The organism is Variovorax pasteuri, assembly GCF_051216435.1.
Classification (GTDB): Bacteria; Pseudomonadota; Gammaproteobacteria; order Burkholderiales; family Burkholderiaceae_C; genus Variovorax.
Map to the genome: position 1 here is coordinate 391,748 of NZ_JBPJZS010000005.1, position 16,253 is coordinate 408,000.

14 protein-coding genes are annotated in these 16,253 nt (G+C 66.0%); 9 read left to right on the top strand and 5 right to left on the bottom strand.

The features are described from left to right. Positions 1-42 precede the first annotated feature (42 nt). From ACSFBM_RS20840 to ACSFBM_RS20855, 4 genes are all read left to right on the top strand, one after another. Positions 43-849, top strand: a complete 807-nt coding sequence (locus ACSFBM_RS20840; RefSeq protein WP_435486077.1) for a DUF3601 domain-containing protein — start codon at positions 43-45, stop codon at positions 847-849. Positions 850-1,225: 376 nt separating this feature from the next. Further along, complete coding sequence (locus ACSFBM_RS20845) at positions 1,226-1,669, top strand: hypothetical protein (RefSeq protein ID WP_435486078.1); 444 nt, start codon at positions 1,226-1,228, stop codon at positions 1,667-1,669. Positions 1,670-1,747: 78 nt separating this feature from the next. After that, positions 1,748-2,227, top strand: coding sequence for a hypothetical protein (locus ACSFBM_RS20850; protein ID WP_435486079.1), 480 nt, complete (start codon positions 1,748-1,750; stop codon positions 2,225-2,227). Between the two features lie 8 nt (positions 2,228-2,235). Beyond that, entirely contained in the window at positions 2,236-2,544 is a 309-nt protein-coding gene (locus tag ACSFBM_RS20855; RefSeq protein WP_435486080.1) for a hypothetical protein, read from the top strand. A gap of 38 nt (positions 2,545-2,582) precedes the next feature. Here the strand turns inward: ACSFBM_RS20855 and ACSFBM_RS20860 are convergent, their stop codons facing one another. After that, a complete protein-coding gene (locus tag ACSFBM_RS20860) occupies positions 2,583-4,445 on the bottom strand; it encodes a sensor histidine kinase (RefSeq protein ID WP_435486081.1) in 1,863 nt (620 codons plus the stop codon). Between the two features lie 136 nt (positions 4,446-4,581). On the opposite strand from ACSFBM_RS20860, the gene ACSFBM_RS20865 reads away from it, so the two are divergent. Beyond that, the gene (locus ACSFBM_RS20865; protein WP_435486082.1) at positions 4,582-5,601 is read left to right on the top strand and encodes a phosphotransferase enzyme family protein; all 1,020 of its coding nucleotides are present in this window, start codon (positions 4,582-4,584) and stop codon (positions 5,599-5,601) included. On the opposite strand, the gene ACSFBM_RS20870 is transcribed toward ACSFBM_RS20865, so the two are convergent. Next, complete coding sequence (locus tag ACSFBM_RS20870; protein ID WP_435486083.1) at positions 5,602-6,906, bottom strand: ArgE/DapE family deacylase; 1,305 nt, start codon at positions 6,904-6,906, stop codon at positions 5,602-5,604. Positions 6,907-7,011: 105 nt separating this feature from the next. Next, positions 7,012-10,566, bottom strand: coding sequence for an indolepyruvate ferredoxin oxidoreductase family protein (locus ACSFBM_RS20875; RefSeq protein WP_435486084.1), 3,555 nt, complete (start codon positions 10,564-10,566; stop codon positions 7,012-7,014). 278 nt (positions 10,567-10,844) lie between these two features. Between ACSFBM_RS20875 and ACSFBM_RS20880 the strand changes: the two genes are divergently transcribed. Together ACSFBM_RS20880 and ACSFBM_RS20885 are read left to right on the top strand one after the other, a co-directional pair. Next, positions 10,845-11,732, top strand: a complete 888-nt coding sequence (locus tag ACSFBM_RS20880; RefSeq protein ID WP_409171121.1) for a LysR family transcriptional regulator — start codon at positions 10,845-10,847, stop codon at positions 11,730-11,732. 550 nt (positions 11,733-12,282) lie between these two features. Then, positions 12,283-12,552, top strand: coding sequence for a hypothetical protein (locus ACSFBM_RS20885; RefSeq protein ID WP_435486085.1), 270 nt, complete (start codon positions 12,283-12,285; stop codon positions 12,550-12,552). A 335-nt stretch (positions 12,553-12,887) separates the two neighbouring features. Here the strand turns inward: ACSFBM_RS20885 and ACSFBM_RS20890 are convergent, their stop codons facing one another. Further along, a complete protein-coding gene (locus tag ACSFBM_RS20890; protein WP_435486086.1) occupies positions 12,888-13,457 on the bottom strand; it encodes a hypothetical protein in 570 nt (189 codons plus the stop codon). Between the two features lie 66 nt (positions 13,458-13,523). Here ACSFBM_RS20890 and ACSFBM_RS20895 point away from each other — a divergent pair, with 66 nt between their 5' ends. Both ACSFBM_RS20895 and ACSFBM_RS20900 read left to right on the top strand, forming a co-directional pair. Then, entirely contained in the window at positions 13,524-13,931 is a 408-nt protein-coding gene (locus ACSFBM_RS20895) for a hypothetical protein (protein WP_435486087.1), read from the top strand. 184 nt (positions 13,932-14,115) lie between these two features. Further along, positions 14,116-14,556, top strand: coding sequence for a GNAT family N-acetyltransferase (locus ACSFBM_RS20900; RefSeq protein ID WP_435486088.1), 441 nt, complete (start codon positions 14,116-14,118; stop codon positions 14,554-14,556). A 220-nt stretch (positions 14,557-14,776) separates the two neighbouring features. Here ACSFBM_RS20900 and ACSFBM_RS20905 read toward each other — a convergent pair whose 3' ends face one another. Beyond that, positions 14,777-16,225: an IS1182 family transposase gene (locus tag ACSFBM_RS20905; RefSeq protein WP_435486089.1), complete on the bottom strand. Its 1,449-nt coding sequence runs from the start codon at positions 16,223-16,225 to the stop codon at positions 14,777-14,779. Between the last annotated feature and the right edge of the window lie 28 nt (positions 16,226-16,253).

Consider the following 16,253-nt stretch of genomic DNA (forward strand, 5'->3'; position numbering starts at 1 on the left):
AAAGTCGGCTGCAATCGACCCCGCAACTCCGACGCGACGAACATGCATGGACCCCAACCCTCCGGCACCTGGACCGGCCGTGAACCCGCAAAAGCCTGGGGCCCGCTGCAGCCCGGACGCAGCTATGAAGTCTGTGAGAGCTTTTTCGACTACGACGGTGTGGAACACCCTGTCGGTGAAAGCTGGCGCTTCCTGGGCTCCAGTTTCCTGCCGTACGACGACGGACTGTCGCTGTTCGTCTCGCTCGACGGGCGCAACGAATGGCACATCCGGCTGCAAGACAGGCCCACGGAACAGGCGTCGGTCGTTCGCAGGCTGGGCGACCATGTGGTGCCGCTCGACGCCTCGCAGCACAACGCTGCGGGCGCGCTGCCGGACGAGCGCGAATGGCATCTGGCATTGCGCCTGCGCGGGTGGCGCTGGTTCGCGGTGTATGCCGGGTTCGGCTTCGTGGCGGGAGCCGTTGGCGGGGCAGTCATTGCGGCTGTCGCGCTGCCAGACAGCCAGGTTGAAGGGGCCGCTGCACTGGCGCTGTGGGCCGGGGCTTCGATGCTGCTGCCCGGGCTTCTGTTCGGCGGCATCGGGCTGGTGCTGGGCTGGCGAACACGGCGCCGCGTTCAGTGGGAGATGCTGGCTACGGCGTTGTCACCGGGCACGCCTGCTGAAGCGGTGAGTGCTTTCTTGGGTGCGCCGAATGGGGGGCGGATTGAGCTCTTTCCTGCGTCTGCTAAGGATGCTGCGACGACATGGGTGTATCGGCCGGCTGTGCATGCGGGACTGCGCTATCGGGGGCGACTGGCTGTGGACTTCGATATGCGCGAGCGGGTGGTGGCGCTGCGGAGGGTTTGAGAGCGCCATTCCAACGCTATGGACGTGGCTTGGCTTGACCGATTTTCGGCCTCGAACTGCCATCAAGTGTTGGTGGCGGACTTGGGCGCACCCTCCGCCACCGACGTTTCCTCGAATACGCTGCCGTCAGCACCGCAGGTCTCCGACTTCTCTCCCTGCACCTTGGCCGACAAGACTTGCGCCACTCGCCAACTCCGGATCGCTGACCCGCGCGCAGCGCCCGCATTCAGGCCGCGCGCCAGCGCGCAGTCATGCCGTCGCACAGCCGGAGTTGCTTTCGCCTACACGCGCTGCCTGCCCACCCCGACACCGCGTGCGGCCGGGTTTTGCACAAATAGCGTCTTCGCAACCTGTTGCTCACTCTCGAAAGACCGCCATGGCAGACGACGCTAAGACCCCTTCCCAACTGGCCGACGAGGCCCGCCAGACCGGCCAGGACGCCGCCAGGGCCGCCAGCGGCTTTGCCGAAGAGGCCAAGGCGATCGCCGGCGACACGGTGCGGACCCTGCGCGCCGGCGCCGACGATGCCAAGGCAGCTGCTGGCGAAGCGCTGGACACGGCGCGCGGTGTCGCCGCCGACGCGAAGGACGTGGCCGCGGACGCCCTGGACACCGGCAAGGCCTACGCCCGCAATGCGGTGAACGAATCGGGCAGGAAGATCGCCAGCCTTAGGGAGCATGCGGCGCACTGGCAGGAGTCTTGCGCCAAGCAGATCGCAGCCGAGCCGGTGAAGTCGGTGCTGGTTGCAGCAGCCGGCGGCGCGTTGCTGGCCGGGCTGCTGCTGGCGTTCGACCGTTCGCCGCGCCGCTACTTCAACTGACGCGCCGATGATCCCCGGCCTTCGTGGCCGTGGGACTCGAGGCCGACCAACGTGCCATGACTACCGTGCGGAACCACAATGACTGAAGCGCTCACCCCCAAGGAAAGACTCGCCCTGTCCCGTGCCAGCCTGCTGGCGGCGATGGGGTACAGGAACGTGGCCACCGACACCGGCGAGCAGATCGTGCGTGTGGTCAAGGAACCCGCTGCAGCCGCCGACACATGGACCCGGCGCGTCGAGGACAAGATCGAGCGCAGCGTGGTGGGAAGCTGGTGGCGCCGCAGCCATCTGAGCACGGTGACCGAGTTGGGCAGGCCCTTTCTTCAGGACTACGCTGCAAAGCACCCCGGCAAGCTGGTGGCCTATGCGGCGGGCACCGGGTCATTGATCGTGCTGGTCAAGCCGTGGCGCTTGCTGTCGCTCGGCATGATCGTGGGGCTGGTGGTGCGCAGCACCGACATCGCCGGCATGGTGTCCGACTACCTGGTTCCGCAGCTCGGGGACACCGATGCGCCGCGAGACGATTTTCTCGACCAGGCGCCGGGCAGGGGCGCGTGATGGAACCGATGAAGCCCATGCAGCCGATGAAGCCAATGGAGCCCATGAAGCCGATGCCTGCGCCGGACGACACCTGGTGGCCCGAAGGCTTGTCCAACCCGTCCAGCACCGGCGGGCAGGACGGCGTGCGCTACGCCTTCTTCCCCGAACAGCGGCGGCTGGTGGTGGCGCATGACGGCCGCGTCAGGCAGTACGACACAGGCAGCCACCGGATCTCCGGCGTCAGCCAGCAACAGCAAAATTCGCAGGGCGGGATGCCGACCTTCGCCAGTCAAGACGGCCCGGTGGATCTGGCCTCGCTCAAAGAAGTCGGGTAGCAGCCGCCGAGCAGCTGCCCCTTCCTCTGTCTGTTTCTTCAGTCGACGAACGGAGCGGCGGCGCGCACCGGCAGGTGCAGGCACATCGACGACGCGCCGGCAGCCGAGTGCAAAGTCAGCGTGCCGCCCAGCGCAACGGCACGCGCGCGCATGTTCGACAGCCCCCGTCCCGCGGACTTCGCGGTCACGTCGAAGCCCTTGCCGTTGTCGCGCAGCGTGACTTCGATGGCCTCGTCCGTCGGCTCGGCAGTGGTGCCCCGGTGAATGCGCCGTGCGCTGAGGCTGGCCCGTGTCGCGCCTGAATGCGCCGTCAAGTTGGCAAAGGCCTCGAACAGCAGCATCTGCAGCTGGTGAGACTCGCGTGCGCTCCAGCCGGCCATGGGTGGCAGGCGGCCGACGTCCCAGTGCAGGTCGATGCCGGCGGCCTGCAGGCGCGGACCCAGCCGGTAGCGCACGCTGCCCAGGGTCGAGGCCACGTCGCCCTCGTCGGCATGCATGGCGTCCACGGTGAGCTTGAGCTGGTCGACGGCGTCGCGCAGGTGCAGCGTGACGTCGTCGCGCGCCGCGCCCGGCTGCTGGGCGATGCGCAGCAGCCCGACGAGCTGGCCGCCCAGCCCGTCGTGCAGGTCCTGCACCAGCCGCTGGCGTTCCTCCAGCGCGCCGCGCGCCTTTTCGCCCTCTCGTTCGCGTGCGAAGGCGGCCTCCAGGGCGGCGTTGCGCTCGGCGAGTTCGGTCTCCAGCGCGGCGTTCATCTGCACCATCGCACGGGCGTCCTTGCGCATGCGCTCTGCAATGACCCAGGCCAGCGTGACGGCGAACCCCACCCAGGCGAAGCGTATCCAGGGCACCATCGCATAGGCCTCGGGGGAGGTTCGCATGACCCACACGTCGCGCACGCCGCACAGCACGATCAGCACCACGGCCAAGCCCAGCACGCGATGTTCCAGCACGGCGCTGCGCAGCGCCACGCGCAGCACGACGACCATCATCGCCAGTGCGGCCAGCAGGGCCAGGCCCCGCCACAGCGGCATCAACCACAGCCAGGGCACCATGATGCCCAGCACCGCCGCCACCGGTGCCAGCCAGGCCATCAGGCCCAGCAGGCGCGCCAGCCGGCCGTCGCCGCGCCCCACCACCGTCAGCGCGAAGCGGCACAACAGCGGCACCGCCGCCTGGAACGCTGCCAGCGGGAGCACGCCCCACCAGGGCCAGGGCAGCGGCACATGCGTGAAGAGCACGCGTGCCGTCTGCAGCGACCACAGCAACTCTCCGAGGCCGTAGTAGAGATAGATCGATTCGCGCTGGCGCAGCCACACCAGCAGCGACAGCGCGCCCAGCACGCCGCTCACGATGGCGATGAAGCGCCCGCCGCTGATCTGCCAGAACAGGGCGCTTTCGTACAACGGAAGAATCTCGGCCTCGCTGCCCGCCACCACCGGGGACAGCCCGCCCTGGCGCGCGGTCTGCGCCGCAATGGCAACTTCCACGCGCCGCGGCGCCGCTGAACCGGTGGCCGGCAGCACGAGGTACTGCGGCGTCGTGGAGGCATCGTCGTAGGGCCCGGGTGGAAAGGCACCGAAGCGCGCCACCTCACGGCCGTCCACCAAGATACGAAAGGTGTTGCCCACGCGCGGCACGAACAGCGCCATGGGGGCGGTGGGGTCGGCCACCGGGAGTTCGAACGTGAAGTGCGCCTCGCCGTCGACCGCGTCCCGGTGGTCCCAGTCATACGGCAGGGCCACGGTCTGCGGGGCTTGGGCCTGTCCGCGCACGGTCAGCGTGAGCCTGGCCTGGTCCACCACCGTCAGCGCCTGCGCGGATACGTGCCAGCCCAGTCCCACCGCCGCGAGGAGGATCAGCAACAGCAGGCGCCACCCGAGCGCTTCATTTCGTGGACCCATGACGGCGGCAACTGTAGCAACATTTGCTTGCAAAACTGCCGTTATTTTGCGCATGCACGGCCGCAGATGCCTTGCCAGGCGGTGGGGTCGTGAGGGCTGCCACTGCATAATCGCGCCCTTTTCCCTTGGAAGCCGGATGCAAATCGAGATCGCGCAATCCACGCCCACTGCCGCCAGCATTTCGATGCTCGTGCAGGCGGGCTATGACTTGGGCGAGGTCGTCGAGAGTGAATTTCTACGGCGCAGCTTCAACCAGGTCTATCGACTGAGTTTTGCGAGCGGGAAACGCGTGGTGGCCCGGCTGTGCGCCGACCGGCCCCGCGGCGCGCCCAACGGGTTGTTCGAGTCGGCCGCGCTGCGGCACTGGGCCGGGGCCGGATGCCGTGTCTCGCGCTGCCTGCCCGCGGCCAACGGTGAAGTGGCCATCCAGGTGAAACTGCCCGAGGGCTCGCGGGCGCTGATGCTGTTCGAGCACCTGGACGGCGAGTTCACCAGCGAGGCCGGCGAGGACATCGAAGCCTTCGCGCGCGGGCTGGCCGCCCTGCACATCGCCGGCGAGAGCTACGAGGGGCCGAGCAGCGCCTACTGCCTCGACCTGGACTACCTGCTGCTGCACCCGCTCGAAGGCCTGCTGCGCGCCCCGACCATGACGGCCGAGCTGCGCCCCCAGTTCGAGGCCCTGGCCCGGCGCCTGCAGGACGACATCCTGTCGCTGGGCGAACTCAGCCGCGTGCTGTGCCACGGCGATGCGCACGGCAGCAACAACTTCGTGGTGGACGGCATCGGCACGCAGAAGGGCCGGCGCGAGGCGGTGTTCTTCGACTTCGACGAGGCCGGCCCCGGCTACCTGGCCTACGAACTGGCGGTGTACCCGTGGAGCCTGCATCCGCACACGCCCGACGGCGTGGCGAGCGACAAGGCCAAGGCCAAGTGGCTGCACTTCATCTCGGCGTATCGCGAGGTGAGGCCCGTGGCCGACGTCGACCTGGCCGCCATTGCGCGCTTCATGTCGATCCGGCAGTTCTGGCTGCTGGGCGAGTATTCGGGGCGCATCGACGTCTGGGGTTCCCAGGCCATCCCCACGGACTACCTGCGCCGCCAGATCACCATGCTGCGCAACTGGCAGACGCTGGAGCTGCCGCTGCTGCAGAGCTAGCTAGCCAATGCGGTTGACCCCGCACCAGCGCGCCATGAACACCGCGAGCACCGCGGTGACCTGCATCACGCTGTCGATCGATACCCACTCGTCGATGCCGTGGATGTTCTCGCCGCCCGAGGGGCCATAGCAGATGGCCGGCGTCTCGCCGTAGAGGTTGAAGAACTTCGCGTCGGTGGTGCCGGTGAAGGCGACCGGCAACAGCACCTTGCCGACGATGTCGAGGTGGCACTTCGACAGCGCCGTGACGATGGGGGCGTCGGCTGCCACCTCGCAGCCGTCGGCCTGGAAGCCTTCGTACACGATCTTGTAGCTCAGCGCGGCATGCGCGGGGTGGGCCTCGTAGGCGGCGGCCAGCAGCGCTTCGACCTCGGCCTTGACCTTCTCCACCTTCATGTCGGGGTAGAAACCCAGGCGCACGTCGGCGCGGCAGGCCGAGGGCACGGAAGAGGCCCATTCGCCGCCGTGGATCTTGCCCAGGTTGAAGTTCACCGGGTGGTTGTGGTGCGCGAACGAGCGGTAGCGTGCGCCCGGTGCGTTCCACTTGTCTTCGAGCTTCTTCAGCTCGCCGAACAGGTACAGCACGAAGTCGATGGCGCCCACGCCGGTCTGAGCGACGGATGCGTGCACCGGCTTGCCCAGCACCTCGATGGCCAGCCACAGCACGCCCAGCTGGCAGGTCATGATGCCCTCGGCCGACACCGGCTCAGTGATGACGGCCGCATCGGCGCGGTAGCCCTCCACCAGGCAGGCCAGTGCGCCGTTGCCGGTGCACTCTTCTTCGATGACCGACTGGAAGTAAACCGGGGACGCCGGTTCCAGCCCCAGCGACTTGAGCGCCTTGTAGGCCATGGTGAAGGCGATGATGCCGGCCTTCATGTCCGACGAGCCGCGCCCGTACAGCCTGTCGCCCTCGACCTTGCCGGAGAAGGGCGGGTGCGTCCACAGCACCTCGGCGCCCGTGGGCACCACGTCGATGTGGCCGTTGAAGATCAGCGAGTTGCCCTTGAACGGCCCGCTCGGCCGGTGGATGCCCACCACGTTCGTGCGGCCCTCGTACGAGACGATCGAGGGGGAGTAGGCCGGGTGGGCGCGCAGCTTCTCCTCGTCGATCTGGAACTCGTCCACCTGCAGGCCGAGCGCGCCGAAGGCGTCGGCCATGAAGCGCTGCGCGCTCTGCTCGTGGCCCAGCAGGGAAGGGTGCGTGACCAGCTCGCTGAGCATGGTGATCGTTTCTTCGCGCAGGGCGTGCGCGGCGGCGACGATGGCGGCTTCGTCGGCTTGGAAGGTGGTGGCTTCGTTCATGACGCCATTCTTTCAGCAGTGCGCGGGGCGCGCCACGGGGAATGGGCCGTGACTGTTGCGGATGCGCCGCTCTCGTGCGCGGCGCATCCGTGTTCGCATGCCGGGTCAGGCGGCCAGTGCCGCCACCTTCGGTGCGGCCTTGGGGGCGCGCGGAACGCTCGCGTCCAGCTGTTTCGCCAGCGCGCCCCATCGCACCCGCGCCGACACCACGCTTTCTTCCTTCACATGCCCGAACCCGCGAATCTGCTCGGGCAGGCGTGCCAGCGCGAGCGCGGTGTCGAAGTCGATGCGGTCGAAACGCGCCAGCACGTCCTCGACCATCGCGCGGTAGTCGGCGATCAGCTGGCGCTCCATGCGCCGCTCGGCCGTGCGGCCGAACACGTCTAGTGCGGTGCCGCGCAGCCCGCGCAACTTTGCGAGCACGCGAAACGCATTCATCATCCACGGGCCGAAGCTCGTCTTCACCGCACGGCCTTGCGCATCGCGGCGGCCCAGCACCGGCGGCGCCAGGTGAAAGCGCAGCACCGGCGTGCCTTCGAACTGCTCGCCGAGCTTTTCCATGAAGCGCTTGTCGGTGTAGAGGCGCGCGACTTCGTACTCGTCCTTGCAGGCCATGAGCTTGAAGAGGCCGGCCGCGACGGCCTTGGCGAGCAGGGTGGTGCCGCGTTCGCGCTGCTCGACGATGCGCACGCGTTCGACCAGGTCGGCATAGCGCTGCGCATACGCGGCGTGCTGGTACGACGTGAGGAACGCGGTGCGGTCTGCCACCAGCGCTTCGAAGCTCTGCGGCCGCTGCAGCGCCACCACCTTCTGCGGCGCGGCCTCGCGGGTCACCGCCGCGAGGTCCAGCGCCGCCTTGCGGCCCCAGCGGAAGGCCGACTGGTTCGCCTTGACGGCCACGCCGTTGATCTCGATGGCCTTGTTCAGCGCCTCGGCGGACAGTGGCACACAGCCCTTCTGAAATGCGAAGCCCAGCAGGAACAGGTTGGCAGCGATGGCGTCGCCCATGAGCCGTGTGGCGAGCTGCGTGGCGTCGATGAAATCGGCGCGGCCTTCGACCGACTCCTCGATCAGCGCGCGCACCTGCGCGGCGGGGAACTCCCAGTCGGGCTGCTGCGCGAAATGCCCCGTCGGCTGCTCGAAGGTGTTGACCAGCGCATAGGTGCGCCCCGGCCGCATGCGCGCGATGGCGTCGGGCGCGCCTGCGGTGAGCATGTCGCAGCCCAGGATCAGGTCGGCCTCTCCGGTGGGAATGCGCTGCGCCTTCAGTTGCGCCGCGTCGCGCGCGATGCGCACGTGCGACGTGACCGAGCCGTTCTTCTGCGACATGCCCGTCATGTCGAGCACGCTCACGCCCTTGCCCTCCAGGTGCGCCGCCATGCCGATCAGCGCGCCGATGGTGATGACGCCCGTGCCGCCGATGCCGGTGATCAGGATGTTGTGCATGCCTTCGAGCGCTGGCTGCGGCGGTGCTGGCAACGGCGGCTCTTCGGCTGCTGCCTTGGCCGCGACCGGCGCCTGCTTGCGCGGCTTCACGCCTTCCACCGTCACGAAGCTAGGGCAGAAGCCCTTGATGCACGACTCGTCGGCGTTGCACGCGCTCTGGTCCACGCTGCGCTTCAGGCCCAGGTCTGTTTGCTTGGGCAGCAGCGCGGTGCAGTTCGACTGCTCGCCGCAATCGCCGCAGCCTTCGCACACCGCGTCGTTGATGAACACGCGCCGCGCGGCCTGCGGAAACTCGCCCTTCTTGCGGCGGCGGCGCTTTTCGGCCGCGCACACCTGGTCGTAGATCAGCACCGACACGCCCTCGAACTCGCGCAGCTCGCGCTGCACCGCGTCCATGTCGTCGCGGTGGTGCACGGTGAGCACGAAGCCGTCGCGGTCGGCGGGCAGGGGGCTGCGGTCGGCCCAGCGCGTCGGGTCTTCGGCCACCAGCGCGAGGCGCTTCACGCCCTCTGCGGCCATCTGGTGTGCGATGCGCGGCACGTTGATCGGCCCGTCGACCGGCTGGCCGCCCGTCATCGCGACCGCGTCGTTGTAGAGGATCTTGTAGGTGATGTTCACGCCCGCCGCCACCGCCGCGCGGATCGCCATCGAGCCCGAGTGGTAGTACGTGCCGTCGCCCAGGTTCGCGAACACATGCTTGCGCTTGGAGAACCACGCCTGTCCCAACCAGGGCGCGCCTTCGCCGCCCATGTGCGTGGTCGTCTTGTTGTGCTCGGGGTAGATGGCCGTGGCCATCACGTGGCAGCCGATGCCCGCGAGCGCCAGGCTGCCCTCGGGCACCTTGGTGGAGGTGTTGTGCGGGCAGCCCGCGCAGTACCAGGCCGGCCGCGAGGGCGTGGCCACGGCCTTGCCGAGCACCACGTCCTTCGCATCGAGAATCGCCAGCCGCATGCGGATGCGGTCGCTGGTGTGAAAGCGCGCCACGCGTCCGGCAATGACGCGTGCGATCTGGGCCACCGAGAAGTCCGCCGTGGCGGGCAGCAGCCACTGGCCGCGCGGATGCGCGCCCCATTCGCCCTGCTCGTCGAACTTGCCGATCACGCGCGGGCGCACGTTTTCGCGCCAGTTGTACAGGTGCTCCTTGAGCTGGTACTCGACGATCTGGCGCTTTTCTTCAACCACCAGAATCTCTTCGAGCCCGTCGGCGAACTCGCGGATCGAGTCCGGCTCCAGCGGCCACGGCATCGACACCTTGAACAGGCGGATGCCGATGCGCGCGGCCTCGTCGGCGTCGATGCCCAGTTCTTCCAGCGCCTCCAGCACGTCGCGGTACGACTTGCCCGAGGCCACGATGCCCAGCCGCGCCTTGGGCGAGTCGATGGTCACGCGGTTGAGCCTGTTGGCGCGCGCGTAGGCAATGGCGGCGTAGATCTTGTAGTCCTGCATCAGCGCCTCCTGCTTGCGCGCCTGCACGCCCAGCGTGTCGGTCGACAGGCGCGCGTGCACGCCGCCGGGCGGAAACACGAAGTCCGCGGGCAGGCGCGTGTGCACGTCGAGCGCGCCGGCCGCGATGGAGCCCGACGACTCCACCGTGTCGGCCAGCGCCTTGAAGCCCACCGGCAGTCCGGCAAAGCGCGACATCGCAAAGCCGTGCAGGCCGAGCTCGATGTACTCCTCCACGCTCTGCGGATAGAGCATCGGGATCATCGAGGCCGCGAACAGGTGGTCGCTCTGGTTGGGCAGCGTGGACGAAGACGCGCCGTGGTCGTCGCCCGCCACCAGCAGGATGCCGCCGTTCGGCGAGGTGCCCGCATGGCTCATGTGCTTGAACACGTCGCCGCAGCGGTCCACGCCGGGCGCCTTGCCGTACCACATGGCGAACACGCCGTCGACCGCGCTCTCGCCGGTCAGGTGCACCTGCTGCGTGCCCCACACGGCGGTGGCGGCCAGCTCTTCGTTCACGCCGGGCAGGAACTTGACGGCGTTGGCCTCCAGCTGCGGCTGGGCCTTCCACAGTGCTTCGTCGAGCCCGCCGAGCGGCGAACCGCGGTAGCCCGAGACGAAGCCCGCGGTGTTCAGGCCGGCCTGCTGGTCGCGCCATTTCTGCACGAGCATGAGGCGCACCAGCGCCTGGATGCCGCTAAGGTAGATACGGCCTTCGGTGGCCGTGTATTTGTCGTCCAGCGCAACGCTGGCCAGTTCGTGGGATGCCATGACTGAAAAAGACTCCGGGTAGGACTCGTGGAACGCGGGCGTGGCCCCGGTAAGGGGCCGGCTCGCTGTGTGCCGCGCCGGGGTAGACGACGGGGCAGCAACGATTCTTCAGTGTTGCGAACGGAAAGTGCTTCTTCTTTTTGGCAGACCGGCCGGCCTTACGGAAGATCTGTCTTCTGACGGCGCCATCCGCCGAAAGGATTTCGGTGAGGGCCGGTCGGCTTGCTGGCCCGACAATGGCGACCCCCGCCGACCGACCGGAACCCCACCCCACACCGATGAGACCCGACCTCGATTCGCTCGCGCTGTTCCTGCGCGCCATTGAGCACGGCAGCCTGTCGAAGGCCGCTGCCGAGAGCCACATGGTGCTGTCGGCCGCGAGCCGCCGCCTGGCCATCCTCGAAGGCCACCTGGGCGTGGCGCTGCTCAACCGCAGCTCGAAGGGCGTCACGCCCACGGGCGCCGGCGAGTCGCTGGCCATGCATGCGCGCCAGATATTGCGCGACGTCGACCGCATGCGCGCCGACCTGTCCGACTATGCGCAGGGCGCCACCGGCCGCGTGCGCCTGCACGCCAATGCATCGGCCATGGGCCAGTTCCTGCCCGACGACGTGGCGAGCTTTCGCCAGCGCTACCCCGAGATCCGCGTGAGCGTGGAGGAGCACCGCAGCGTCTACATCGTGCAGGCCATTCGCGACCGCCAGGCCGACGTGGGCGTCATCACGAGCGAGGCGGCCGACCCGGCGCTGCACTTCATTCCGTACCGCACCGACCGGCTGGTGGCCATCGTGCGGCAGAAGCATCCGTGGCGCGGGCGCGAGGTGTCTTTCGAGGAGCTGCTCGACTTCGACTTCGTGGGGCTCGAGGACGACTCGGCCATTTCGCGCACCATGGAAGACGCGGCCATGAGCGCACGCAAGGTGCTGCGCTTGCGTGTGCGGGTGAAGAGCTTCGAGGCGGTGTGCCGGATGATCGAGGCCGGCATGGGCGTGGGCATATTGCCCGAGGGGGCTGCGGTGACTTACCGCAAGGAGATGAAGCTGCGCTTCATCAACCTGACCGATGCGTGGGCTTCACGGCGCATGTACCTGTGCACGCGGCAGGAGGCGTTGAGTTTTCCGCAGCGTCGTCTTGTCGATCATTTGCTGGCGCGGGGGATGCCTTAGGGATCGGGTTCGGGATCGGGTTCATTCAGGGCGGCGCTCACGCCGACGGGGTACCTTGCTCCGCGAATGTCCCCCGGGGCTTCGCCCCTCCTCCTTTATTTCGCTGCGCAAGGCACCCCATCGACGTGAGCGTTCAACGCAGTCGTTGAACTCACGGTCGCGTGTCGGGGCTGGATTTTTGTGACTTGCGCGGAAGCGAATGTGGCCTTGCGTCACACGCTGGCACCGCGTCCATGGCGCCCGCACGCGGCGCATTGCGGAAGCTGCATTTGTTGGCGGTTGCCGAGACTTTCGTGCCGCGTGGAACGGCTACTTCGGCGGGCTCTTCTCTAAAGTGGACGCCCCTGGCACTCAACAACCCAACAAGGGAACATGGAAGGGCGCCACACACACAACCACTGAAATTCTGGAAGGCTGCTTGCCTCGCGGCAGGTCGTCGGTGCGAAAGCAGCGATGCGTATGCGAGGTATCAAAGGCGACGGCCGGGGTGCGGTAACACCCCGACCGTCTAACCAAATCCGTGCACCAACCTCTAAAGGAAAGCACAAAAATGGCTACCAAGACTATAGCCCGGCCTCGCACGCCCGGAGCTTCCGAAGACAACGCCCAAGACCCGGCGGATCTTCTCGAAAACACACTCTCCCAACTCGAAGCACTCCTGTGGGTCTGCCACGGGGAAGACATCGATTGGTGCAGCGGCAGCGGGCCTCGACAGCTGGACAACTTGCTTTGGCTTGCGGCTGAACTGGCGCGCAAGGCTGGAGAACTGTGTCAGTTGAACGAGAAGGCGCGGCGCGGAACGCCTGAGACCGGCGGTTAGCAGATGGTCTGCGGGCCGCGGATTTCGCGGCCCGCCTGAAGAGCGGGGTTCGTTCGTTTGGGCGCGACGGCTGAAGCTTTCGCGATGGACCAAGTTTGACTCGGTTGAGGTTGCTTGTCTGGGAGGTCTCAGTGGCAGCTTTGGGCTCAGTTGCTGACCGTCGGCAGACGATGCGAGCGTCTGCTTTGCCTGTGGAAGCGGGCTGTCGTTGGTCGAGTCTGGACTGCCGGATTCAGCCAGGACCAGACACTCGCCGCGGTGGCCAAATTCGCGTGGCAGCCGACGTTCGCGGCGCATCTTCAACGACAGGGGCTCGGGAAACGCGGCGTTATTTTCTACACCGCATCTTCCGGCATGCCATCAACACCAAACTCCACACCGCGCTCCTCCAGCTTCGCGCGCGCTGCGTGATGCACTACGCCGCGTTTGCGCATATCAGACTCCAAAAGCCTGCGTAGAGTGGCCTGGCTGACGTTGGCATTGCGCACCACTTCCATTCGCACGCCCCAGAATTTGTCTTTCGCGAAACGATCCAAGATCTCTGCGTCTGCATACGGGTTCATGGCCGCCATGGCGCGTACAGATTGATTGGGATCCGTCAAAAAGGGTTCAAGCTCGACTGCGCTGGCTGCACCACTGGCAGCAATGTAGCGACGCTCCTCTGCATTTTTTTGTTCGGTTGTCTTTTTGACCATCACGCACTCAAAGGGATGAAAGCATTTAGCTTCGCATACGCCATGGCTGATGCATACGAATTCCGGCTGCGCCAGTCGGATAACCATCCTGAGGTCAGATTCGTCATCCAAGGATTCAAGTAACCGCTTTGCGCCCTCGACGATGACGGGTGTGGGCCCGTTCACGACGGCGGCGCGACCGGCTACAGTCCGCCAGAACCAGATATGCATCGACTGTCATCAATCTGGCGTTCAAAGAATAATATTCGTGAGTCAGGCGAACAGAAGGATGCATTGATGGAAAAGACCGATTGCACAAACCAAAACCCCGATAGCCCTCCGGTGAAAAGCTGGCTTTCCCTCCAGGCGATGGTGATTACTGGACTACTGGTGACCGGTGCAGGCGACGCCAGGCCGCAACCTGCCCAGCCGTCGGGCATTGAATCTCAGCGTGAGAAGCCGGCCATCGAATATGCGAGCGTGGCTGAAGCGATGCGAACCCTGAAAGCGCAGCCTGGCGCCTCGGTGACGCTCACGAAACCAGACGGCTGGATCATCATCAAGGAAGCGAGTCCTACATTCATCCAATGGTCGTTTACACCCGTCGGCCACTACGCGTATCCGGCAGTGGTCCGCCGAGGAATCAGAGTCGCCGACAACGGTGATGCTTCCATCGAAACAACGGCCCTTTGCGAAGCACCGTAGGTCGCTTGTGACAGCCTTCTAAGCGAGTTTCAGCAACTCAATGAGCGTTCTAAACAACTCATACAACAGCGCCTCCAGGGCTCGACGCCTCGCTAACCTGAAGCTGGTATGACGACCTTCGGCCAGACGCAGACATTTCAGCGAACCTTGTCTAACCTAGCCACTCGTAACGTCCCCACATCGAATGGAAAAAATCACTTCAATATCTCTGAAGAACATTTCTGAGTTCGTGCCACTGTATCGCTCAGTGTTTAATGCGCCCCCTTGGAATGATGGCTGGACAGAAGCAGCAGTTGCAGAGCGACTTACAAGTTTTGCGCAGTCACCTTCGTTTCAGGGTATGGGCCTGTCAATGCATGGAGAAGCCGTCGGCCTTGTTCTCGGCTGGGGCGAGCGTTGGGTGCAGAGCTGGGTCTTTCACATCAAAGAGATGTGCATCCATGAACGTTACCAACGACAAGGATTCGGAGCGAAGCTTATGCGCGGCTTCGAGGAACATCTTCAAGCGCGTGGATTCATGAGTGCGAATCTTCAAACAGGCGAATCAGCTCCCGCGAGAAAGTTCTACGAAAGCCTCGGCTACAAGCAGTGCGGATACGTAAGCCTGCTCAAGAAGCTCGGTTGAAGCTGTACGGCGGCTCAAGGCCCGGTATCGACGGTAGCGCGACCGGCTACAGTCGGTCGAGGCTGTGTGGAAACGCCTGCGGCGCCCCAGTATGCCGAGCATTCGCCTCGCGAGCGCCACCGCCAGCCGCGCAGGCCATCAAGTAGTAGTCGTAGACGGGCACGAACAGATTTGAAGCCCAGCGGGCCCTCTGCGTGCCGTTGAAGCGCCATAAGGAGGCTCACGCCCCCACCAGCCGCACCGCCTTCATTGTCTTCCTCATGCCCAGGATGGCGATCACCCGCTTGAGGTTGTAAGCCAGCACATGCAGGCTCATCTCGGTGCCCACATGCGCCAGCGTCTTCGTCAGGAAGTGCGTCGAGCCCATCCAGTGCTTCAACGTCCCGAAGACATGCTCCACGGTGCGCCGTCGCAAGGTCATGGCCTCGGGCTTCTTGTCCAGTCGCTGCTGCACACGCTCGAGCACCTCTTCATGTTCCCATCGGCGAATGCGTCGGTAGTCGCCTGTCGTGCATTGGTCTTTGATCGCGCATGTGGGGCAGGCGCTGGTCCAGTAGAGATGGGCGTTGAGCCCGTTCCTCTCCAGCGTGCTGAACCGGTAGATGGCCCGCTCGCCCGCAGGGCACTGGTACTCATCGTCCTTCGCGATGTAGATGAAGTCGCTCTTGTCGAAGCGACCCGCAGCCTTGGCGCCCGAGGTCATGGGCTTGGGCACGAAGGCCGTGATGCCCGCATCCTCACGGGCCTTGAGCTCGGTGCCGTTGAAGTAGCCACGGTCGGCGAAGGCCTGCAGCTTCTTCGTGTCCATGGCCTCACGTGCGGCCTTGGCCATCTTGCTCAACTGCGCCCGGTCGTTGCCGATGTTCGTCACCTCGTGCGCCACGATGAGATGGTGCTTGGCATCGACCGCTGTCTGCACGTTGTAGCCCACTAGGCCCGAGCCCTTAGCCTGCGAGTTCATCGAGCGGGCATCGGGGTCCGTGGTGGAGATCTGCCCGTCGGGCAGCTTGTTCAATTGCTCCTGGGTCTCGTCGAGCTGGCGCATCTGCGCGCGCAGAGTTCGGATCTTGTCCTGCAGGCGTTCGGTCTTCGCTTCTACCTCAGCAGTCTGTGTGCGATCCGCTGTGTCCAGCGCGTCCAGGTAGCGCTGGATGCTCTGATCGATCTGGCGCTGGCGCGCATCGATCTTGGCGGGCGTGACGTTACGGTCGCGGCTGTTGACGGCCTTGAACTTGCTGCCGTCGATGGCCACGACGGCTTGCGTGAAGAGTTTGAGTTCGCGGCACAGACCGATGAAGCGACGGCAGACATTGCGAATGCCCGCGCCGTTGTCGTGGCGGAAGTCGGCGATGGTCTTGAAGTCGGGCGCCAGACGGCCGGTGAGCCACATGAGTTCGACGTTGCGCTGGGCTTCGCGCTCAAGGCGGCGGCTGGACTGGATGCGGTTCAGATAGCCGTAGATGTAGAGCCTGAGCAGCACGCCCGGGTGATACGCGGGGCGCCCGGTGAGTGCAGGGTCGGCGCCACCGAAGCCCAGCGAGAGGAGATCGAGTTCCTCTACGAAGGCATCGACAATGCGCACCGGGTTGTCCTGGCCGATATAGTCGTCAAGGCATTCGGGAAGCAAAGTGACTTGCTCGCGGGACTCGCCTTGGATGAATCGCTTCATGGGGCACCTCGCTCAGAACGGGTGCACC

Excerpts from the sequence above, each read along its gene's own strand:
- ACSFBM_RS20840 (WP_435486077.1), top strand. The coding sequence starts at position 43 with ATGCATGGACCCCAACCCTCCGGCACCTGGACCGGCCGTGAACCCGCA.
- ACSFBM_RS20845 (WP_435486078.1), top strand. The coding sequence starts at position 1,226 with ATGGCAGACGACGCTAAGACCCCTTCCCAACTGGCCGACGAGGCCCGC.
- ACSFBM_RS20850 (WP_435486079.1), top strand. The coding sequence starts at position 1,748 with ATGACTGAAGCGCTCACCCCCAAGGAAAGACTCGCCCTGTCCCGTGCC.
- ACSFBM_RS20855 (WP_435486080.1), top strand. The coding sequence starts at position 2,236 with ATGAAGCCCATGCAGCCGATGAAGCCAATGGAGCCCATGAAGCCGATG.
- ACSFBM_RS20860 (WP_435486081.1), bottom strand. The coding sequence starts at position 4,445 with ATGGGTCCACGAAATGAAGCGCTCGGGTGGCGCCTGCTGTTGCTGATC.
- ACSFBM_RS20865 (WP_435486082.1), top strand. The coding sequence starts at position 4,582 with ATGCAAATCGAGATCGCGCAATCCACGCCCACTGCCGCCAGCATTTCG.
- ACSFBM_RS20870 (WP_435486083.1), bottom strand. The coding sequence starts at position 6,906 with ATGAACGAAGCCACCACCTTCCAAGCCGACGAAGCCGCCATCGTCGCC.
- ACSFBM_RS20875 (WP_435486084.1), bottom strand. The coding sequence starts at position 10,566 with ATGGCATCCCACGAACTGGCCAGCGTTGCGCTGGACGACAAATACACG.
- ACSFBM_RS20880 (WP_409171121.1), top strand. The coding sequence starts at position 10,845 with ATGAGACCCGACCTCGATTCGCTCGCGCTGTTCCTGCGCGCCATTGAG.
- ACSFBM_RS20885 (WP_435486085.1), top strand. The coding sequence starts at position 12,283 with ATGGCTACCAAGACTATAGCCCGGCCTCGCACGCCCGGAGCTTCCGAA.
- ACSFBM_RS20890 (WP_435486086.1), bottom strand. The coding sequence starts at position 13,457 with ATGCATATCTGGTTCTGGCGGACTGTAGCCGGTCGCGCCGCCGTCGTG.
- ACSFBM_RS20895 (WP_435486087.1), top strand. The coding sequence starts at position 13,524 with ATGGAAAAGACCGATTGCACAAACCAAAACCCCGATAGCCCTCCGGTG.
- ACSFBM_RS20900 (WP_435486088.1), top strand. The coding sequence starts at position 14,116 with ATGGAAAAAATCACTTCAATATCTCTGAAGAACATTTCTGAGTTCGTG.
- ACSFBM_RS20905 (WP_435486089.1), bottom strand. The coding sequence starts at position 16,225 with ATGAAGCGATTCATCCAAGGCGAGTCCCGCGAGCAAGTCACTTTGCTT.